23 protein-coding genes are annotated in these 21,361 nt (G+C 47.4%); 7 read left to right on the forward strand and 16 right to left on the reverse strand.

Annotated elements, in window-relative coordinates:
* Window positions 1-173: 173 nt before the first annotated feature.
* From iscX to trmJ, 9 genes are all read right to left on the reverse strand, one after another.
* Window positions 174-374 carry a Fe-S cluster assembly protein IscX gene (gene iscX, locus C4S60_RS15230; RefSeq protein WP_103881214.1) on the reverse strand — a complete coding sequence of 67 codons (201 nt, stop codon included), beginning with the start codon at window positions 372-374 and terminating at the stop codon, window positions 174-176.
* Window positions 375-393: 19 nt separating this feature from the next.
* Window positions 394-732, reverse strand: coding sequence for an ISC system 2Fe-2S type ferredoxin (gene fdx / locus C4S60_RS15235; RefSeq protein ID WP_103881215.1), 339 nt, complete (start codon window positions 730-732; stop codon window positions 394-396).
* Between the two features lie 18 nt (window positions 733-750).
* Complete coding sequence (hscA, locus tag C4S60_RS15240; RefSeq protein ID WP_103881216.1) at window positions 751-2,601, reverse strand: Fe-S protein assembly chaperone HscA; 1,851 nt, start codon at window positions 2,599-2,601, stop codon at window positions 751-753.
* A 23-nt stretch (window positions 2,602-2,624) separates the two neighbouring features.
* A complete protein-coding gene (hscB, locus tag C4S60_RS15245) occupies window positions 2,625-3,140 on the reverse strand; it encodes a co-chaperone HscB (protein ID WP_103881217.1) in 516 nt (171 codons plus the stop codon).
* A 97-nt stretch (window positions 3,141-3,237) separates the two neighbouring features.
* Entirely contained in the window at window positions 3,238-3,561 is a 324-nt protein-coding gene (iscA, locus tag C4S60_RS15250; protein WP_103881218.1) for an iron-sulfur cluster assembly protein IscA, read from the reverse strand.
* A gap of 58 nt (window positions 3,562-3,619) precedes the next feature.
* On the reverse strand, window positions 3,620-4,000 hold the full coding sequence (iscU, locus tag C4S60_RS15255; RefSeq protein ID WP_103881219.1) for a Fe-S cluster assembly scaffold IscU: 381 nt from the start codon (window positions 3,998-4,000) through the stop codon (window positions 3,620-3,622).
* 33 nt (window positions 4,001-4,033) lie between these two features.
* Complete coding sequence (locus C4S60_RS15260) at window positions 4,034-5,248, reverse strand: IscS subfamily cysteine desulfurase (RefSeq protein WP_103881220.1); 1,215 nt, start codon at window positions 5,246-5,248, stop codon at window positions 4,034-4,036.
* Window positions 5,249-5,277: 29 nt separating this feature from the next.
* Window positions 5,278-5,784: a Fe-S cluster assembly transcriptional regulator IscR gene (gene iscR / locus C4S60_RS15265; protein WP_103881221.1), complete on the reverse strand. Its 507-nt coding sequence runs from the start codon at window positions 5,782-5,784 to the stop codon at window positions 5,278-5,280.
* Between the two features lie 112 nt (window positions 5,785-5,896).
* A complete protein-coding gene (gene trmJ, locus C4S60_RS15270; RefSeq protein ID WP_103881222.1) occupies window positions 5,897-6,628 on the reverse strand; it encodes a tRNA (cytosine(32)/uridine(32)-2'-O)-methyltransferase TrmJ in 732 nt (243 codons plus the stop codon).
* A 177-nt stretch (window positions 6,629-6,805) separates the two neighbouring features.
* Between trmJ and suhB the strand changes: the two genes are divergently transcribed.
* A complete protein-coding gene (suhB, locus tag C4S60_RS15275; RefSeq protein WP_103881223.1) occupies window positions 6,806-7,609 on the forward strand; it encodes an inositol-1-monophosphatase in 804 nt (267 codons plus the stop codon).
* A gap of 155 nt (window positions 7,610-7,764) precedes the next feature.
* Here the strand turns inward: suhB and secF are convergent, their stop codons facing one another.
* The 5 genes from secF to queA form a co-directional block, all read right to left on the reverse strand.
* Window positions 7,765-8,712: a protein translocase subunit SecF gene (gene secF, locus C4S60_RS15280; protein WP_103881224.1), complete on the reverse strand. Its 948-nt coding sequence runs from the start codon at window positions 8,710-8,712 to the stop codon at window positions 7,765-7,767.
* Between the two features lie 9 nt (window positions 8,713-8,721).
* On the reverse strand, window positions 8,722-10,578 hold the full coding sequence (secD, locus tag C4S60_RS15285; protein WP_103881225.1) for a protein translocase subunit SecD: 1,857 nt from the start codon (window positions 10,576-10,578) through the stop codon (window positions 8,722-8,724).
* 22 nt (window positions 10,579-10,600) lie between these two features.
* A complete protein-coding gene (gene yajC, locus C4S60_RS15290) occupies window positions 10,601-10,930 on the reverse strand; it encodes a preprotein translocase subunit YajC (RefSeq protein WP_103881226.1) in 330 nt (109 codons plus the stop codon).
* Between the two features lie 169 nt (window positions 10,931-11,099).
* A complete protein-coding gene (tgt, locus tag C4S60_RS15295; protein ID WP_208623275.1) occupies window positions 11,100-12,233 on the reverse strand; it encodes a tRNA guanosine(34) transglycosylase Tgt in 1,134 nt (377 codons plus the stop codon).
* Window positions 12,234-12,452: 219 nt separating this feature from the next.
* On the reverse strand, window positions 12,453-13,505 hold the full coding sequence (gene queA / locus C4S60_RS15300) for a tRNA preQ1(34) S-adenosylmethionine ribosyltransferase-isomerase QueA (protein WP_103881256.1): 1,053 nt from the start codon (window positions 13,503-13,505) through the stop codon (window positions 12,453-12,455).
* A 255-nt stretch (window positions 13,506-13,760) separates the two neighbouring features.
* Between queA and C4S60_RS15305 the strand changes: the two genes are divergently transcribed.
* Complete coding sequence (locus tag C4S60_RS15305; protein WP_103881227.1) at window positions 13,761-14,213, forward strand: CBS domain-containing protein; 453 nt, start codon at window positions 13,761-13,763, stop codon at window positions 14,211-14,213.
* A 103-nt stretch (window positions 14,214-14,316) separates the two neighbouring features.
* Here C4S60_RS15305 and C4S60_RS15310 read toward each other — a convergent pair whose 3' ends face one another.
* Window positions 14,317-15,816: an aldolase/citrate lyase/malate synthase family protein gene (locus tag C4S60_RS15310; protein ID WP_103881228.1), complete on the reverse strand. Its 1,500-nt coding sequence runs from the start codon at window positions 15,814-15,816 to the stop codon at window positions 14,317-14,319.
* Window positions 15,817-16,392: 576 nt separating this feature from the next.
* A complete protein-coding gene (locus C4S60_RS15315) occupies window positions 16,393-17,298 on the reverse strand; it encodes a hydrogen peroxide-inducible genes activator (RefSeq protein ID WP_103881257.1) in 906 nt (301 codons plus the stop codon).
* Between the two features lie 188 nt (window positions 17,299-17,486).
* Here C4S60_RS15315 and C4S60_RS15320 point away from each other — a divergent pair, with 188 nt between their 5' ends.
* From C4S60_RS15320 to C4S60_RS15340, 5 genes are all read left to right on the forward strand, one after another.
* On the forward strand, window positions 17,487-18,095 hold the full coding sequence (locus C4S60_RS15320; RefSeq protein ID WP_103881229.1) for a peroxiredoxin C: 609 nt from the start codon (window positions 17,487-17,489) through the stop codon (window positions 18,093-18,095).
* A gap of 191 nt (window positions 18,096-18,286) precedes the next feature.
* The gene (locus C4S60_RS15325; RefSeq protein ID WP_103881230.1) at window positions 18,287-19,036 is read left to right on the forward strand and encodes a copper homeostasis protein CutC; all 750 of its coding nucleotides are present in this window, start codon (window positions 18,287-18,289) and stop codon (window positions 19,034-19,036) included.
* A gap of 23 nt (window positions 19,037-19,059) precedes the next feature.
* Entirely contained in the window at window positions 19,060-19,857 is a 798-nt protein-coding gene (gene ppk2 / locus C4S60_RS15330; protein ID WP_103881231.1) for a polyphosphate kinase 2, read from the forward strand.
* Window positions 19,841-20,782, forward strand: a complete 942-nt coding sequence (locus C4S60_RS15335) for a LysR family transcriptional regulator (protein WP_103881232.1) — start codon at window positions 19,841-19,843, stop codon at window positions 20,780-20,782. Before ppk2 ends, C4S60_RS15335 begins: the two co-directional genes overlap by 17 nt.
* Window positions 20,783-20,868: 86 nt before the next feature.
* Window positions 20,869-21,357, forward strand: a complete 489-nt coding sequence (locus C4S60_RS15340; RefSeq protein WP_103881233.1) for a hypothetical protein — start codon at window positions 20,869-20,871, stop codon at window positions 21,355-21,357.
* Window positions 21,358-21,361: the final 4 nt, after the last annotated feature.

The following is a 21,361-nucleotide window of genomic DNA, read 5'->3' on the forward strand; positions in this document are numbered from 1 at the left end:
CTCTCCTTGTCTTAATTCTGTTTTGTAGTGCCGTCTCTTGGTATTCAAATGATGTTATCACCATGTAGAGGCAATACCAATGACTGGCCCATAGGAATTAATAACAATGTAACATATAGCGAAAAAAAAACGGACCAAAGGTCCGTTTTTAGAATCAAAGTCAGAGAGTCTTATTAGTCGTACTCATCCATCCAGCATAAAATGACTGCCTCGAGGATTTTTTCATTGGAACGATTTGGATCGTCGTCAAAATCTTCAAGTTCAGTTATCCACTTATGCAGGTCGGTAAACCGTACCGTTTTAGGGTCTGTTTCTGGAAATTGATCGCACAACTCAATAGCGATATCACGAGAGTCTATCCATTTTAAGCTCATGTATCCTCCGCAGTTTTTACTAGTGATCTTCAGATGCGTGGTTAAGGGTGTACTTAGGAATTTCGACCACAAGGTCTTCATCCGCCACTACGGCCTGGCAGCCAAGACGAGACTCAGGCTCCAGTCCCCACGCTTTATCGAGCATATCATCTTCCAGCTCTTCACTCTCTTCCAGGGAGTCAAAGCCTTCACGAATGATGACGTGACAAGTGGTGCAAGCGCACGACTTCTCACAAGCGTGTTCAATTCCAATGCCGTTTTTAAGCGCAACATCCAATACCGTTTCGCCTTCGTTAGCCTCTAATACTGCGCCTTCCGGACACAGCTCTTCATGGGGCAGAACAACAATTTTTGGCATGACTACTTGGTCCTCGATTTAAATGTTATCCACTGACTGGCCTGCAAGCGCTTCACGAATGGACTTATCCATTCTGCGTGATGCAAACTCCTGGCTCGCTTTGTCAGTATCTTTAATACCCTGTTCAATGGCGTCAGTATCGTCACCATTGCGTAATTCGATCAGTGCTTCGATCACAGCAAGCAACGTTTGTTTCTCTTCTTCACTGAGAAGCGCGTCACCGTCGGCCTGCATTGCAGCAATCAGCCCTTCAATCACTCGGTCCGCTTCCACACGCTGCTCAGCCAATGCGCGAGCCAGCATGTCATCTTTTGCATGAGTCATGGAATCTTTGAGCATGTTGGTCACTTCATCATCACTCAGACCATAAGATGGTTTAACCTGAATTTCAGATTGCACACCCGTGCTCTTTTCCATCGCCGTTACAGACAGCAGACCATCGGCATCCACCTGATAAGTCACTCGAATGTGAGCAGCACCAGCCGCCATTGGCGGGATACCTTTGAGCGAGAAACGAGCTAAAGAACGGCAATCATCAACCATCTCTCGCTCACCTTGTACCACATGCACAGACATCGCCGTCTGACCGTCTTTAAACGTGGTAAATTCCTGCGCCCGCGCTACCGGAATGGTGGTATTACGTGGAACGATTTTTTCCACCAATCCACCCATGGTTTCGATACCCAGTGATAGTGGAAGTACATCCAGAAGCAACATTTCTGAATCCGGTTTATTGCCAGCCAGAATGTCAGCCTGAATCGCAGCGCCAATCGCCACCACTTCGTCTGGGTTGATGCTGGTCAAGGGCGTTCTGCCAAAGAAGTCTCCAACCATCTCTCGTACCAACGGAGTGCGAGTTGAGCCACCTACCATGACGACTTCAAGCACTTCGTCAGCGTCCACTTCGGCGTCTTTGAGAGCTCGACGGCAAGACATCAACGTTTTCTTCACCAGTGGCTGAATCAGTTGCTCAAACTGAGACTTGCTCAGCTCACCTTGCCAACCCAGTACATCGATAGCGGCCGTGTCACTCTGACTCAGGTCTATCTTAGCTTGAGTAGACGCATCCAGAAGCTGACGTTGCTCGCGTGCGTTAAGCTCGGCTTTGCCAATCTGTTGCTGCAGGTAATCTGCCACCAAATGGTCAAAGTCATCACCACCCAGAGCGGAATCACCGCCGGTAGCTAACACTTCAAATACACCACGCGACAAACGAAGAATCGATATATCAAAGGTGCCACCACCCAGATCATAAACGGCAATCACGCCTTCCTGACCACTGTCGAGGCCATAAGCGATCGCCGCCGCAGTCGGCTCATTGAGCAGTCTTAGTACATGCAACCCCGCCAAATTAGCGGCGTCTTTGGTTCCTTGTCGCTGAGCGTCATCAAAATACGCAGGAACCGTAATCACCACGCCAGCCAGTTCACCACCGAGAGACGCTTCGGCTCTTTGAGCCAGCGTTTTGAGAATATCGGAAGACACCTGAATCGGGTTTTTCGGACCTGCCTGGGTTTGTAATACAGGCAATCCATTGTCGCTCTCGGTCAACGAGTAGGGCAAAGACGGATAACGTGCCTGCACATCCGCCAATGAACGCCCTAATAACCGCTTAACGGAAATAATCGTATTCGCAGGATCGGCGGCCGCATTGTCACGCGCTTCGATACCTACGGTAACTGAGTCTTCAGCATAGTGTATTGCTGAAGGCAGAATTTTCTGACCGTTGGCATCCGGTAAAGTCGCCGCTTCGCCACTTCTTACTGTGGCCACGAGAGAGTTGGTGGTGCCCAGATCGATACCGGCTGCCAATTTATGTTCGTGGGGTGCGGAGCTTTGACCCGGCTCTGCGATTTGAAGTAATGCCATTCAAATATCCTTGGGAGCTTCCATTAACCAAGCAGCTTATCTTCGAGCTGTTCTATTTCACTTTGCAACTTGGCGATAAATTTTAGTTTTCTGACGCTGTCAGCAGCATGCAGCCACTCGCTCTGATCAAGCTGCTGCTCCAGCCCAGTTAGCTGTGCTTTGAACATTTTGCTTACCTTAGCGTCAAAGTCAAAAAGTTCTGCTTCAACATCACTGGATGCAGCGATGTCTTCCAACTCCTCGCGCAGTTCCATTTGCTCCATAAGAAACATCGGGTCTTGCAGCGTCTGTTGCTCAGCGCGAATATCAACGCCCTGTTCCGCAAGCAGATACTCGGCACGAGAGATAGGTCGGCGCAGCACTTCATAGGCGTCATTAATTTGCGCTGCTTTCTGAACAGCCAGCATTCGATCGCGCTCTGACGCCGTTGCAAACTTGTCGGGATGAAAGCGTTTTTGCAACTCTCTGAATTGAGAAGAAAGAAGGCTACCGTCCAACTGAAACTGAACAGGTAGCCCAAATAATTCAAAATGGTTCATAACATTAACTCGCAAAGTAGTGAACCTGGGACAGACGTCGCGTTGCGACGCCTGACAGTTCGGGCCGCGCGATGCGCCCGCCCAGATTCAAGAGATATTAAACATTAAAGCTTTCACCACAACCACACTCGCCTTTAGCGTTAGGGTTGTTGAATTCAAAGCCCTCGTTTAAGCCCTCTTTTACATAATCGAGCTCTGTACCATCGAGATAAACTAAGCTCTTAGCATCTATGATGACTTTCACACCGGAATGCTCAAAGACTTCATCGCCATCTTCAAGCTCGTCCACAAACTCAAGGACATAGGCCATACCAGAGCAACCCGTAGTTTTTACACCTAAGCGTAACCCAATCCCTTTGCCACGGTTTTCCAAAAACGTTCTTACTCTGCTCGCTGCTGCTTCTGTCATTGAGATGGCCATACTACAACCTTTGTCTGCTTCTCTTGATGGTATTCGTTCACTTGGCTATCCAAGTGGTTTAGTCGTGCTTCTTCTTGTAATCAGCCACTGCTGCTTTGATTGCGTCTTCCGCAAGGATCGAGCAGTGTACTTTTACTGGCGGCAACTCTAACTCTTCTGCAATTTCTGAGTTCTTGATTGCTGCTGCTTCGTCAATCGATTTACCCTTTACCCATTCAGTAACGAGCGAGCTTGAAGCAATCGCGGAGCCGCAGCCATACGTTTTGAACTTTGCATCTTCGATAATACCTTCTGGTGTTACCTTGATTTGCAACTTCATCACGTCGCCACATGCAGGTGCACCGACCATGCCACTACCCACGTTGGGATCATTTTTATCAAATGAACCGACGTTGCGTGGGTTCTCATAGTGGTCAATAACTTTTTCACTATACGCCATAATAAATTCCTCGAATCCTCTACTTCCGTGAGATTAGTGGTGTGCCCACTCAACCGTACTCAGGTCAATCCCTTCTTTATACATATCCCATAGAGGAGACATGTCACGTAATTTGTTCACTGCTGTGGTGATCTGCTCAATTGCATAATCGATCTCTTCTTCAGTCGTGAATCGACCGAATGAGAAACGCACTGAGCTGTGTGCCAGTTCATCGTCCAGACCTAGCGCACGAAGCACATAAGACGGTTCCAGGCTTGCTGACGTGCAGGCTGAGCCGGAAGACACCGCCAGATCCTTAAGAGACATCAATAACGATTCGCCTTCAACGAACGCGAAGCTCACGTTGAGGTTTTGCGGTACACGCTGCTCAAGGTCACCATTTACCGTCACCGCTTCAAGATCTTTAATGCCATTTAACAGACGGTCACGCAATGCTTTTGCATGATCATAATCTTTCTGCATGTCTTGCTTAGCAATAGCAAAGGCCTCACCCATACCCACGATCTGGTGAGTCGGTAGCGTGCCTGAACGGAAACCACGCTCGTGACCACCACCGTGCATTTGCGCTTCGAGGCGAATACGTGGCTTACGACGAACGTATAGCGCGCCAATCCCTTTAGGACCGTAGATCTTGTGCGCTGACATTGAAATCAGATCCACTTTCATTTCCTGAACATCGATTGGCAACTTGCCAGCTGATTGTGCTGCATCTACGTGGAAAACGATTTTTTTGCTACGGCATAACTCGCCAATTGCGGAAATATCCTGAACCACGCCAATTTCATTGTTAACGTGCATAATCGACACTAACACTGTGTCTTCGCGCATGGCTGCTTCCAGTTTCGCCAGGTCGATCAAACCGTTTGATTCTGGCTCAAGGTAAGTCACTTCGAAGCCTTCGCGCTCTAGCTGACGGCATGGATCAAGTACCGCTTTGTGCTCCGTTTTACAGGTGATAACGTGCTTACCTTTTTTGCTATAAAAGTGCGCAGCACCTTTAATCGCAAGGTTATCTGATTCTGTCGCACCCGAAGTGAAAATAATTTCACGAGGATCTGCGTTGAGCAGGTCAGCGATCTGCTCACGTGCATTGTCTACTGCTTCTTCTGCTTGCCAGCCAAAACGGTGTGATCGTGACGCCGGGTTACCAAAGGTACCGTCCATCGTCATAAATTGAACCATCTTTTCTGCAACCCTTGGATCAACAGGGCATGTGGCAGAGTAGTCTAGATAAATAGGCAGTTTCATTCTTTACTCCAATGTAAAAGCAACACTACTTACGAGCGAACATTGATTCCGATGGGTGCGGTGCTTGTACTTTTTCTTGAGAACCCATGATTTACCGCAAGATCTACGTCTTGTCGGTCTGAAATTTCTAATACTTCGTTATCGACCATCAACTCACCAAGAGTGATGTTATTCAGGAAGTCACTAATGCGAGAACTCAGGTCTCTCCACAGTGTATGTGTGAGGCAACGTGTACCACCCTGGCAATCTCCCTTGCCGGCACATTTTGTTGCATCAACCGACTCATCAACAGCAGCAATCACGGTACCAATTGAGATGTCTGTCGCCTCTGCTCCCAAGCGATAGCCGCCACCGGGACCACGCACACTGGCCACCAGACCGGCTTTGCGCAATTTAGAAAACAGTTGCTCCAAATAAGACAGGGAAATCCCTTGTCGTTCAGAGATATCCGCCAGTGGTACTGGGCTTTGCTGTGAGTGCAGTGCGACATCTAGCATCGCTGTTACTGCATATCTTCCTTTTGATGTTAGTCTCATATCACACGTATCCACATTGAGTATGTGGTTGGAATTTTTCCATACCTGACTGTTTTAATCAAGTATTTATTTGACTAAATTAGTCAGGTATTTAACCCAATAGAAAAAGTGGTTATTTTTTAACCCCCATTGCTTTCTCTACCGAGGTAAGAATACCTCTTAATGTATTGATTTCCTGAGACTCTGGTCGAGCTCGGCTGAACATCCTACGTAACTTGTTCATGACCAGCCCTGGTTTATCTCTAGAAATAAACTGGGTATCCATAATGACCTTTTCAAGGTGTTGGTAGAACATTTCCAGTTCTTTGTGACGCGGATAGTCCGTTTCACCTTGCTCAGGATATCGTTCGGCCTGACGCTCGAGATGTGCAACACGCACTTCATAGCTCAACGTCTGTACCGCCATGGCGAGATTAAGAGAGCTGTACTCCGGGTTTGCTGGAATACATGTGTGATAATGACACAGTTGCAATTCGTCGTTTGTGAGCCCGGTACGTTCACGGCCAAATACCAAAGCGACAGGGTGTTTTTCCCCCTCCAGTGCAAATGTCTTACCGCATTCACGGGGCTCGATCATCGGCCAATCAAGGGTTCGGGAGCGAGCGCTAGAACCAACTACCAGACCGCAATCCTCAATGGCCTCTTCCAGAGTCGCAACGACTTTGGCTCCCAACGCAATGTCACTCGCTCCAGCAGCCAAAGCCACGGCTTGCGAGTCTACCTCACACTGAGGATCAACCAGTACCATTTGACTCAGCCCCATTACCTTCATCGCTCTGGCTGCAGAGCCAATATTTCCGGAGTGGGAGGTCCCTACAAGGACGATTTTCACGTTGTCTAGCATTGTCAAATTGCACCGAGTTTACAAAACCGACGAATAGTAACATATTCTTGACTAAAATGGTCAGGGTCTTTTTCAATCACCCGGTGAGCGACCAAAAAATAACCACTTCCCTTTTGCTAAATCTTTGGTATACTCCCCGCCGCTTTTTGTTCTTTAACATCCGTTGGGAAAATTCGTATGCATCCAATGCTAAATATCGCTATACGCGCAGCGCGTAAAGCGGGCAACCATATTGCTAAATCACTAGAAAACACTGACAAGATTGAGTCAGTACAGAAAGGCACTAATGACTTTGTTACTAATGTAGACAAAGAAGCCGAAGCAATCATCATTAGCACTATCCAAGCTTCATACCCAGACCACAGCATCATTGCTGAAGAGGGTGGCCTAATCGAAGGTAAAGATAGTGACGTACAATGGATCATCGACCCACTGGATGGCACCAATAACTTCGTTCAAGGCATTCCTACTTTCTCTGTGTCTATTGCTGTTCGCATCAAAGGCAAAACAGAAGTCGCGTGTGTTTACGACCCAATGGTTAACGAGCTTTTCACTGCACAACGTGGTGCTGGCGCTCAACTAAACAATGCACGTATCCGTGTAAATCAGCTTAAAGATATCAAAGGTACTGTCATAGGTACTGGCTTCCCATTCAAGCAGAAGCAACACTCTGAAAGCTACTTCAAAATCATGTCTTCTATGTTTGTAGAGTGCTCTGACTTCCGTCGTGCTGGCTCTGCTGCTCTAGACCTTTGCTACGTGGCTGCTGGTCGTCTGGACGGTTACTTCGAACTAGGCCTAAAACCATGGGACATGGCAGCAGGTGAGCTAATTGCTCGTGAAGCTGGCGCTATCGTGACTGACTTCTCAGGCGGTACTGAGTATATGAAGTCTGGCAATGTTGTTGCTTCAAGCGCACGTGGCGTGAAAGCGATGCTAAAACACATCCGTGAAAACGGAAACGAAGCTATCCTTAAGTAATTCGATAAAGGAAAGCACAGCCCAGCCCGTCACCGCTGAATTAGAAATCCCGACCAATGGTCGGGATTTTTTTTATTGCTCATTTGTCGCTGTTACAAACAAAAGAAAAGCCACTCTACTGAGTGGCTTTGTCTGTGAGTATTGAGCACTGCCTGTTAAGGCATTTCATCAAACTCGGCACCTTCCTTCTCAATCTGAGGCGGCATCAAGTGCTCTTTCTGGATACCCAGTTTAAGCGCGAGTGCTGACGCGACGTAGATGGAAGAGTAAGTACCTACTGTAATACCCAACAACAGTGCTGTTGCAAAACCGTGAATCATTGCACCGCCTTGAGTAAAGAGGGCAATAACCACAAATAATGTGGTACCGGAAGTAATCAAGGTACGGCTCAGCGTTTGCGTGATAGAGTTGTTCATGATTTCCGCAGGCTCACCTTTGCGCATCTTACGGAAATTCTCACGGATACGGTCAAAGACCACGATCGTATCGTTAAGAGAGTAACCAACAACCGTCAACAAAGCTGCGACAATCGTCAGATCCACTTCAATTTGCATCAGTGAGAAAATACCCAGGGTAATGATAACGTCGTGAGCCAGAGCAAGTACCGCACCCGCAGCCAGACGCCACTCAAATCGCACAGATACATAGATCAAGATACAGATTAACGATACCAGGATCGCTAAGCCGCCTGCTTCAGTCAGCTCGTCACCCACGTTCGGACCCACAAACTCGATACGGCGCATTTCAACGCTTTCGCCTGTGCCCTGCTTAATCGCATCCAGAATTTGGTTACCCAGTGCTTCGGCCTGCATATCATCACGAGGGCGCAAACGCACCATCACGTCACGTGAGGAACCGAAGTTCTGCACAGTGGCATCGCCGAAACCTTTAGCTTCAAGTGCAGAACGAACTTTCTCAAGATTAGCTGGCTGTTCAAAGCCCACTTCAATCAAAGTACCGCCAGTGAAGTCCAGGCCCCAGTTCAACCACTTAGTTGACAGAGTAAAAATAGCTGCCGCGATCATCACGATCGACAATGCAAATGCGGCTTTTGACCAACGCATGAAGTCGATCGTTTTGTCTGCTTTCAATATTTGAAACATAACTAACCCTTAGATCGACAATTTGTTGATGCGCTTACCGCCATAAATCAGGTTCACGAGACAACGTGTACCAATAATGGCTGTAAACATAGAGGTGATAATACCGATAGACAGTGTTACCGCGAAGCCTTTAATCGCACCGGTGCCCACAGCAAACAGAATAATTGCTGTGATAAGCGTTGTGATGTTGGCATCAGCGATGGTACTGAATGCGTTAGCGTAGCCTTGGTGAATCGCTTGTTGAGGGTTACGTCCCTCTTTTAGCTCTTCACGTATCCGCTCAAATATCAGAACGTTAGCATCCACCGCCATACCAACCGTCAACACGATACCGGCGATGCCCGGTAGGGTCATGGTCGCGCCAGGGATCATCGACATGACACCTACGATGAGTACGATGTTCGCCATCAGCGCCATATTGGCAAACAAGCCGAAACGACGATAGTAAACAAGGGTAAACAGCATCACAGCGATCATACCTGTAATACAGGCTTTGATACCCATATCGATGTTTTGTTGTCCCATAGACGGACCAATGGTACGTTCTTCAACGATCGAGATAGGGGCAATCAACGCACCAGCGCGCAATAGCAGCGCCAGGTTGTGCGCTTCAGCCGCAGAATCGATACCTGTGATTCGGAAGTTACGGCCCAGTGCAGACTGGATTGTCGCCTGGTTGATGACTTCCTCATGCTTATCAAGGATCACCTTACCTTCCGGTGTACGCTTACCGCTGTCTTTATATTCTGCAAAGACTGTCGCCATCAGCTTGCCAATGTTTTGACGAGAGAATGCCGCCATCTTGTTGCCACCTTCACTATCAAGTGAGATGTTAACTTGTGGACGACCATATTCGTCAGCACTTGAGCTCGCATCGGTAATGCTTGCACCGCCAAGAATGACTCGTTTTTTAAGCACGACAGGACGCCCATCACGATCTTGCTTGATTTCGCTGCCGGCTGGCGCTCGGCCGCTGGCTGCTGCAGCAAGATCGGCGGAACTGTCCACTTCGCGGAATTCAAGTGTCGCAGTCGCACCAAGAATTTCCTTCGCACGAGCGGTATCCTGAACACCAGGCAGTTCCACCACAATGCGACTTGCACCCTGACGCTGAACTAATGGTTCAGCCACACCCAGTTCGTTTACACGATTACGAAGGATGGTAATGTTCTGTTCCACCGCGTAATTACGGATTTCCTGCAGACGGGTTTCTTTGAACTTGGCAACCAGAGCAAAACGGCCATTGGAATCAGAGTCAAAGAAGTCCATATCCGGGTGCTTATTCGCTAGCACAGTTTTTGCTTCTGCCAATTGCTCGGCATCTCGTAGTAGCACTTCGACGCCATCTTTACCGGATGGACGAATAGAACGGTAGCGAATACGATCTTCACGTAGTTCACTGCGGAAGGCTTCTTCTTGCTGACCAACCAGCTTTTCCATCGCCGCGTCCATATCCACTTCCATCAGGAAGTGAACACCACCACGAAGGTCAAGACCGAGCTTCATTGGTGCCGCACCGATGGATTCAAGCCAGTTTGGCGTTGCTGGCGCAAGGTTCAATGCAACAATTGAGTCTTTGCCTAACGCTTGGCTGATAACATCACGGCCACTGATTTGCGTATCAGTGTCATTGAAACGAACAAGAATGGAGCCATCTTCTAATGCAATGGACTTATGAGAAAGTTGCTCTTCATTAAGAGCTTTAGTGACAGTATCCAGCGTCGACATATCAACAGAGGCGCCACGCGCCCCTGTAATTTGAATAGCCGGATCTTCACCGTATAGATTGGGAAGTGCATAGAGTGCTGCAATCGCGATGGCAAAGATCACCATCAGATACTTCCACAAAGGATAACGGTTTAGCACAGCGAGGATCCTTTAGCTGTTTTTATAGAGACTTCAGCGTACCTTTTGGTAGCACTGCAGTAACGAAGTCTTTCTTGATAACTACTTCATTGTTGTCGTTTAGTGCGATAGCAATGTAGTCGTTGTCTTCAGCAATCTTAGTGATTTTGCCGATCAGGCCGCCGTTAGTCAGGACTTCATCGCCCTTACCCATAGACGCCATCAGGTTTTTGTGCTCTTTAGCGCGCTTAGCTTGTGGGCGGTAAATCATGAAATAAAAAATAACCGCAAACATGCCTAGCATGATTAGCATTTCGAAACCGCCACCTTGTGGTGCCGATTCAGCTGCGTGAGCTACAGAAATCAAACTCATCGGGAAACATCCTCTTTAATGTAAATACATATCCAAAATTGGGCTATCCCCCTATCTTTTCAAGAAGCAAACGGTAACTCAATGTTTCATAGTCACTTAAAGTCACAAAAAGTGTGACCCAGAGCTAGGATTTGTTACCTATTTTGGGGACAGCCGGTAATTTCGCCAACTATTTCATGTTTAGTGGCGGCACTTCGCGGTTGCGACGTGCATAAAATTCTTCCACAAACTCATCAAAACGGTCTTCATCAATCGCCGTACGAATACTTTCCATCAGAAGTTGGTAGTGACGTAAGTTGTGAATGGTGTTCAGGCGAGCACCCAGAATTTCGTTACAACGATCCAGGTGGTGCAGATACGCCTTCGAGTAATTTTTACAGGTGTAGCAGTCGCAATGCTCATCCAATGGACCGGTATCGGTCTTATTCTTGGCATTACGAATCTTGATGACACCACCAGTCACGAACAAGTGACCGTTACGCGCGTTACGTGTTGGCATTACGCAGTCAAACATATCAATGCCACGACGAACGCCTTCGACCAAATCTTCTGGTTTGCCCACACCCATTAGGTAGCGAGGCTTATCTTCCGGTAGTTTTGGCGTCGTGTGCTCCAGTACGCGGTGCATGTCTTCTTTTGGCTCACCGACAGCAAGACCGCCTACGGCGTATCCATCGAAGCCAATTTCAGTCAACCCTTCCACCGACACATCACGCAGATCTTCGTATACACTACCTTGTACGATACCAAACAGTGAGTTCGGGTTTTCTAGTTTGTCGAAGTGATCACGTGAGCGCTTCGCCCAACGAAGAGACATTTCCATCGACTTCTTCGCCTCAGCGTGCGTCGCTGGGTAAGGCGTACATTCATCGAAGATCATCACAACATCAGAACCCAGATCTTTCTGAATTTCCATCGACTTTTCTGCGTCCATGAAAATCTTGTCACCGTTTACAGGGTTACGGAAATGTACCCCTTCTTCCGTGATCTTTCGGATGTCACCCAAACTGAACACCTGAAAGCCGCCTGAATCGGTCAGAATCGGTCCATGCCAGTTCATGAAATCATGCAAGTCACCGTGCATTTTCATGATTTCCTGACCCGGGCGTAACCAGAGGTGGAACGTGTTACCCAATAGGATCTCGGCACCTGTGCCTTTCACTTCTTCTGGTGTCATGCCTTTCACGGTACCGTACGTACCGACTGGCATAAATGCAGGGGTCTGTACTGTCCCGCGTTCAAACGTTAGCTGACCACGACGAGCATGACCATTTTTCTTTTTAAGTTCGTATTGTAACTTCACGAAGCCTCCAAATTGCCAGAGACACAGTCTGACTCTATCTTTAAACGCACTAACAAGCGTAGCTTGCCGCACTCGAATGCACTAGCTATATGTAGCTGGTGGCCTGGGTAGTCCTTACCCTATTCCACTGACTCCCTGAGTGGAATAGCAATATCTTGCTCACACCATCGTATGGGCATAAGTGTCAGAATAATGTGTGACACTCTTCTGAATCAATGATTAGCTCGTTTTCTTAGTGATAAACATGGCATCACCGTAACTAAAGAAACGGTACTGTTGTTCTACCGCATGCTTGTAAGCATTCATAACGTTGTCATAGCCTGCAAATGCGCTCACCAACATAATCAATGTCGATTCTGGAAGATGGAAATTAGTCACCAGACAGTCCACCAACTGGTATTCATAGCCCGGGAAGATGAAGATTTCGGTATCACCAAAGAATGGAACCAGCTCCGTCCCCTTTTTCAGCGCATCTTGTGCCGCGCTCTCCAGAGAACGTACAGACGTAGTACCTACTGCAATCACTCGACCGCCATTCGATTTGGTCTCATTGATCGCATCAACCACCTCTTGTGGCACCTCTACATATTCAGCATGCATGTGGTGGTCATGGATGTTCTCTACACGTACTGGCTGGAATGTGCCCGCACCAACGTGCAGCGTGACATAGGCAAAATTTGCCCCTTTAGCCTTGATTTGTTCAAGTACAGCGTCATCAAAGTGCAAACCTGCTGTCGGTGCAGCAACTGCACCTGGTTTCTCGTTGTATACCGTTTGATAGCGTTCTTTGTCCGCGTCTTCATCAGGGCGATCGATATAAGGCGGAAGCGGCATATGACCAATGTCATTCAGAATATCAAGTACTGTCTTCTCCGATTTCATTTCGATCTCAAACAGGGCATCGTGACGTGCCACCATTGTCGCTTGATACTCGTCGTTTTCACCAAGTAGTAGCTCGGTTCCCGGCTTAGGTGACTTCGATGAGCGAACATGGGCAAGAACGCGCTTGTCATCCAACATTCTTTCAACCAGAACTTCTAGCTTACCCCCTGACGCCTTACGACCAAACATACGGGCAGGAATAACGCGGGTATTGTTGAATACCAATAGATCGCCCGGCTGCACTTGAGCCACGATATCAGTGAAGTTTCCATCCACCACTTCTCCCGTATTACCGGTCAGCTGCAGTAGTCGGCTTGAGCTACGCTCAGCTTTAGGATAACGAGCAATTAGCTCATCAGGTAAGTCAAAGTGAAAATCTGAAACTTGCATAACACCAATCTTCTGTAATGAGAGATAAAAACGGCGAAAAAATTCGCAGCCGCATAGTATAAAGTGCCCCAATGGAATAGCAAGCTGAACCGTCATTTCAACACGCGAAACTCCTCGTTCCGAACACCTGTTCTTGACCTTATTGTTATTGCGGATAATTTGTGATTAGCCTGGCAAAAAACGACGCCCATCTCAGAAATAATCCCAGAAAAAATCTATAGTTAAAGTACACAATCAGAACGAGTTGGAGGCCCTATGATTAAGGTCGAAGATATGATGACTCGCAACCCTCACACCCTATTGCGGTCTCACTCACTAGCCGATGCTAAACATACGATGGAAGCGCTCGACATCAGACACATCCCCATTGTCGATGCGGAACGTCGTTTGCTCGGTATTGTCTCTCAACGCGATGTACTGGCAGCACAAGAATCTATCTTACAGAAAATCCCCAGCGACCAGTCTTACACGCTCTCTACCCCGCTCAGTGAAATTATGCACATCAATATCATGACGGTAGAGCCACGAGCTGGATTGAAAGAAAGTGCGATTTATATGCAAAAGCACAAAGTCGGTTGTTTACCTGTGGTGAGCGATAAGGAATTAGTTGGTATCATCACTGACAGTGACTTTGTCGCCATTGCGATCAATCTGCTCGAGCTTCAGGAAGAAGTGGAGCCAGAAGAAGTCGAAGCAACCAACGACTAAACTTCTGAGTCTGGCAATAAAAAAAAGAGCGGCTTGCGCCGCTCAAACTTGCCGACAGTCAGTAGCCCATACAGGCGTACTGAGGCAGTGCTCAAAACTGGTTTTAAGGTAGAGACTCATACGAGTTTAAGCTGAGAAAGTCGCTCAATTGATCACTGGTTACTTGTTCCGAGAACCAATAAGCCGCTTCGCAGTAACGTCCTTGGTCAAAACGTACCGCGCCAACCTGCTTTCTCACTATGTTAATTTCTTGACTCAGATAATCACGAAACAGCGCTTTAGTGATTAAACTACCGTTATCAAGGCGCTGTTTGTGTTGAATCCACTGCCAAATGGACACACGTGCCATCTCAGTGAATACTGTTGCTGCCTGCGACTCATCCTGAGACTTGCAGCCGTTGTCTGACAGGCAGGCTTCGATGTGTTTGATCGCCACGGCAATCAACTGCCTCATCCCTTGTTCTGTTCTCGGGCCTGAGCATGGACACAACAACTGCTCAGTGCTAGCACGCGTTTTTTGGTCACGACCGACACTTTCCAATGACTGAAAGTATTCTGATTGCTGAGGTCTGTAAGATCCCGCGGGTTCGGTGAACGCGAGCGCCCCTCGCTTATCGCATATGGCCGCCAAGAGTGTGCAACAAGCATTAACAAACGGCGCTTCCAAACTAATAGCCTGTCCGTCTGGAAGCACGCTGTCACGATGGTTCTTCAACGTTTTGATATAACTAAAAATGTAATCGTGAATATCAAACTTAAGACCCACTGCATGCTCTTTCAATGCAAACAAAATTTCTTCCATCTGAAATGCGGCGGGCAGTGTTTCAACCAACACCGTCGCTTTAATCGTGCCATTACCCAACCCAAAGAGTTGCTCTGTAAAGTGAAAGACATCACTCCACCAGCACGCCTCTTCGTAGCTTTGTAATTTTGGCAGACAAAAGTGCGGACTACATTGGTTCTCCAATAACTGTCTGTGGTTGTTATAAAAATAGACCGCAAAATCGAACAGTGCGGCGGGCATGGCGCAGCCATTCCACAACACGTGCTTTTCGGTCATATGTAAACCACGGACGCGACATTGAAATAATGTCGGCCCTGTTGCGACATCTAAAGCATCGTTATTTTGTCGTGCTGACCAGTAAGACTCCGAGTGTATCGCGTCATGCAGGTTCAACTGACCATCCAGTACACGCTCCCACACAGGCGTCATCGAATCTTCAAAGTCAGCGACAAATAAAATTGAACCAGTTTGGAGAGCGGAGGTAATAATGTGTCGCTTTGGTGCTGCCGTTATTTCCTGCAAGTCTTTCAGACTATCCTCTACAGATCCCTGAATCCGCCAATCCGATTGGCGTAGATACTCGGTATCCTGACGGAAGTCAGGCTTGATACCGGTATCGATCACGTCCTGATACTTGACTCTTTGTGCCATCAGTATCGAGACGCGCTCAGCAAACCGGTCGCACAGCGCTGCCAGAAAATCTTGGGCTTCCCTACTAAAAACACGGCTGTGCGCGTCTGACAGCATGTTCGTCACGAACAGACTACGAGCGGAATAATATCGCTGTGTTGTTTGATTTACTGTTCCTTCATCAAGCATGCCCGTTCCTCAAGCCATCATGTAAGTTTGAAACAACAAAACTTACAACATCCATGTAATCCTATGCTTGCCCGCTATCATTTAATCAGAATCAGTCTCTCTCTCTCAGATCCAGCCAAAAATCATTACCGACAGCAAGTAAAGCTTTTATTCACAGTAACCCAAACCACATTAGAGCAGCAACTCCAATTCTGGCAAATATCGAAATTCGACAGTTTCCACTTTGACACTAGGCCCCGCCCTCAAACTCAAAAAATGTAGATAATTACGTAATTAAATTACAAAACCACCATTATTGGCCGGAACGGTCGACATCCTTGTTTGGTGGGTACAATTGTGGATAGCACCAAATGCCATCGAAGTGATATACGAGCAGAAAAGACGTTAAGTGAATTTTGACAATGTGAAATTTACTCTGTGAACTACAAAGTTTGACTGAAAAAATTTTCTGATTTGACGCTGTGAAATTTTACACACCCACTCAGGGTAACAGTCAAATATCACAAAAAAGGCACCAATCCTGGTGCCTTTCACTAGTAATTTTGTCTCTCTAATGTTTAAGCAAGAGATCTTGATTTACAACAGCTCTGACACCACATCCGCAAGCTGCAAAAACGTGTCTCGTCGTGAAGAGCTAGGACGCCACACCAAGCCAATATCGCGATGGGCCTGCTGACCCGGTGGCTCTACCACAATCAAGTTCTGATTATCGAGCAGACCATGCTCAATTGCCATCTGCGGTATAAAGGTCGTCCCCAGACCGTTAGCAACCATTTGCACTAACGTGTGTAAACTTGTCGCACTGAATGGATTAATTTTCTCTTTCTCTGTCAGTTTGCAGGCAGAGACTGCGTGCTCCGTCAGACAGTGTTCATTCTCTAGCAAAAATACCGACTCATCCGGCAGATCGTCGTATTTGATGGGCACCCTGATTCGATCCGCCTGTGTGCGACTGATCACCATTTTAAAAGGATCGTGACCAACAACACAGCTATCCATATTGCCGATTTCCATTGGTAGTGCCAGTATCAACACATCGAGTTCACCATGCCTTAACGCTGCCAATAGGTTGGCTGTGGTGTCTTCTCGCAATAACAGGTTAAGCTGCGGGTAACGAGCATTCACCTCCTGAACCAAATCACACAGCAAAAAAGGGGCAATGGTAGGAATGCAACCCAGTTTCAGCTGACCTTGCATTGCGTCACCATGACACAAATTTCCTAATTCAATCAGATCCTGCCCCTTAGCGAGCAGCTCCCTGCCCTGTGCGACAACCATTTCACCAGCCTGAGTAAACACTAACGGACTTTTCTTGTCTTTCTTTTCATAGAGTGGGCACCCTATCAGCTCTTCCAGATTCTGAATCCCTTTACTAAGAGTCGACTGGCTGACAAAACAACGCTCTGCCGCCTCACTAAAATGACGGGTCTCATGAAGAGTCACCAAGTAATGAAGCTGCTTTAAACTGGGCCATTTGTTCATAGTAACTGCCTGTTTTTGGAACAAAATCAAAAAAGGAATCAGCAATCAGGCTTCATCGCTTTTTTCGATGAAATTAATCTATTAATTTCGCTTTTTTCAATACTACAATGTGTACTATAGTTTGTCTCGTACAAACACGGACCAAACCGTAATTGGTTTGAATTAAACTCTATTTAGGAGCAAAAAAAATGGTACTAGTTGGTCGTCAAGCCCCAGATTTTACTGCAGCAGCTGTTCTAGGTAACGGCGAAATCGTTGAGAACTTCAACTTTGCTGAGTTCACAAAAGGTAAGAAAGCAGTTGTATTCTTCTACCCACTAGACTTCACATTCGTTTGCCCATCAGAACTGATCGCATTCGACAACCGCTTCGAAGACTTCCAAGCGAAAGGTGTTGAAGTTATCGGCGTTTCTATCGACTCTCAGTTCTCTCACAACGCATGGCGTAACACTGCTGTTGAAGACGGCGGTATCGGTCAAGTGAAATACCCACTAATCGCTGACGTTAAGCACGAAATCTGCAAAGCTTACGATGTTGAGCATCCAGAAGCGGGCGTTGCTTTCCGTGGTTCATTCCTAATCGACGAAGACGGCCTAGTACGTCACCAAGTTGTTAACGACCTTCCTCTAGGCCGTAACATCGACGAAATGCTACGTATGGTTGACGCACTTAACTTCCACCAAACTAACGGTGAAGTTTGCCCAGCACAATGGGAAGAAGGTAAAGCAGGTATGGACGCATCTCCAAAAGGTGTTGCAGCGTTCCTATCTGAGCACGCAGACGACCTTTCTAAATAATTCGAGCCTTCACCCTGCGCTCAATCAGGGTTGATGGTTGGAACAATATAAAGCGGAAAACGCACGCCAATCATTGAAGAAGAAACGAGTTAGCCAAAAAACAAAGCCCGAGTCACGACTCGGGCTTTTTCTCTTTTCCGATGTGACCTGCAGAGATATATTGATAGTCAGTATGTTTACTGAGTAGCGATATGAATTACCAACTCGAAGTCTGCATCGACAACATTGAATCCCTGCCCCTTGCCATCGCAGGAGGTGCAACTCGTATCGAGCTATGCTCATCACTGTCACTGGGTGGTCTGACACCCAATGCCGGACTGATTAAACAGGCAGTCCAATCCTCATATGTTCCCGTGTACGTCATGATACGCCCCCGACAAGGTGATTTTCTTTATGACTGTGATGATATCGAAATCATGGCCGAAGACATTCGCACTGCAGCCAAATATGGCGCGCAGGGCATTGTTCTTGGTTTACTCGATAAAGACGGTCACATCGATATGCCCCACGCAATACGCTTAATCAAGTTGGCGCATGAGTTGAGTCTGGGTGTGACGTTTCACCGTGCTTTTGACCAATGCAAAAACCCTGAACAAGCGCTTGAAGACGTCATCGCTCTGGGGTGTGAGCGAATACTCACCTCTGGCTTACAGGCTACCGCTCTCGATGGGGCCGACTATCTCGCTAAATTGAATCAACAGGCGAATGGGCGTATTGCCATTATGGCTGGTGCTGGTGTTGCTGCCGACAATGTCGCCCAGATAGTCAACACCAGTCGGATAGAGGAAATTCACCTTTCCGGCAAAGCCAGCCGCAAAAGTAAGATGCACTACATCGCTAGTGACGCCAAGATGGGCAACCACGATATTGACGACTTCGCGATACCTGTGACCAGTAGCGAGAAAATTCGCAGCGTCTCTAAGGTGCTAAACTCTCTATAAATAATACCGAGAAAAGGAAGACCATGGGCAAGAACGGTAAGATGGACAAAAAGCATTACGAGAAGGAACTGGCCCGACTACAAATTGAGCTAGTCAAACTTCAACAATGGGTGAAACATCAGGGCCTGAAGATCGTCGTCGTATTTGAGGGTCGAGATGCCGCAGGAAAAGGTGGCGTGATCAAACGCATCACCGAAAAGCTCAATCCAAGAGTCTGCCGGGTTGCTGCATTACCTGCCCCTACCGAAAAAGAAAAAACTCAATGGTATTTTCAGCGCTATGTCGCTCATTTGCCTTCAGCCGGAGAAATGGTGCTTTTCGATCGTAGCTGGTACAACAGGGCAGGGGTAGAAAAGGTAATGGGTTTTTGCAACGAAGAGGAGTATCAGGAGTTTCTGCGCTCCTGCCCCGAATTTGAACGCATGCTGGTTCGCTCCGGTGTTATTTTACTGAAATACTGGTTCTCTGTATCGGATGAGGAGCAAGAAAAACGCTTTCTAGAACGTGTGAATACTCCGATAAAGCGTTGGAAATTTAGCCCGATGGATCTGGAATCGCGCAATCGCTGGGCAGAGTACTCTGAAGCAAAAGACATCATGTTTTCCTACACCGACACCAAACAATGCCCGTGGTGGGTTGTCCCTTCAGATGATAAGAAGCGGGCCAGGCTCAATTGCATCGCCCACCTGCTCAGCCAGATTGAGTACCACGAGGTTGATTACCCAAAAATCAATCTGCCTGACATCAATAAACAAGGTTACATGCGTACACCTATGAATGAACAATCTTTCGTACCGGATCATTATGACGACACCAACTAACCTGTTTCAGAAAATCGATCTCAATTTACTCAAAACATTTCGTGTCCTGTTTCTTGAGCGAAATACGCGAAAAACCGCAGAACGGCTGTTTGTCACTCAACCCGCTATTAGTCAGGCGCTGCAAAAGCTGCGCTTTCACCTCAACGATGAGTTGTTCGTCAAAGTTCAGGGAGGTCTGGAACCCACGCCGTTTGCCATTCAGATGGAAGAGAAAATAGCACCATTTATGGATGGCTTAGAGTCCTGTCTCGAGCAACTGGAGGAATTTGAACCCTCAGTTCTGGAAGGGTCAATCAAGGTGGCGCTGGCACCTATCGTGATGCCCTGCCTTGCCGGGTCGTTATTCGCTGAAATCCGTAAGCAGGCACCAAAAGTCCATCTGGAGCTGGTCAGCTGGAGTCACCACACCCCCGAGCAGATCCGCAGTGGTGAAGTACTGATTGGCGTCCACTATGATCTGGACAACCTCTCGAAAGAAGTCGCAAGAAACAAATTGGCAACGCTGGAGGGGCTGGTGCTCGTCAGGCAGGGCCACCCCATCACTAAATCCACGATCACCCCAAAAGACGCCGCCCCTTATGAAATTGCTTCACTGGTTTCTCCGGGCTGGAACGACAACTTTAGCTTTGCCGGGCAAGTACTCGAACAGCAAGGCTACCAGCCGAAAATAGGCTTTCGTTCAGAAATTTTGCTGGCGCTTATTGATGTTGTAATGTCAACGGATATGCTGCTGCCTCATTCCAATCTGTTTCCAGTTCAAAACTACCCAGAGTTGAGGGCACTACAGCTTAATCTGGACGGTCACACCTACACCAAAAGCTTGTACAGTTACCTTCACAATAAGAACCGTCAGTCACCCAAGGCTCAGTGGATTGAGACCATCATTCGCGATAAGCTCCAACAACACTTAAATAACCAACGCTAATAGCAGCTATAAGCAATGCTTTTTAGCCACATACACACCCGAGCGCTTACTATCGGCGCTCCTAAACTGTTCCAGAAGGTGTGTCGATGAAAAAGCTGTTATTACCTTTAATTGCAAGCTTCTCTTTTACTGCTTACGCGCAAACATTTCACGTTTCACCGGAAGTGAAAATTGGCGCTTACAACGGTGCAGGGATTCAACTCGGTGTCGCTGACACCCTTGGCATGGACGCAGTGTTTTTCAGTTATGCCCGCAAAACCTATGACACCAGTCGTTACGATGAGACCATAGATTCATACCGAATTGGTCTGCAGCATATGTTTGGCGATCGCGAAAATTATGGCCTTCAGGCGGAAATCGGTGTCGCGAATTACAATGGCGATAAAAAGTCAGGCAGTGAATGGGCACACCGCAGCGCTACAGGCCTGAGTATCAGTGCCAGCTACGTGTATATGCTTAATCCCGCTTTCGGTCTGAAAACAGGGTTTGACTACGACGTGTTCGGGGCTGAGAATACGTTTATCTCGCTTGATAACAACTTCACCCTGAATTTTGGTGTTGTGGCCCGGTTCTAGAGCA

Source organism: Vibrio hangzhouensis, assembly GCF_900107935.1.
GTDB lineage: Bacteria > Pseudomonadota > Gammaproteobacteria > Enterobacterales > Vibrionaceae > Vibrio > Vibrio hangzhouensis.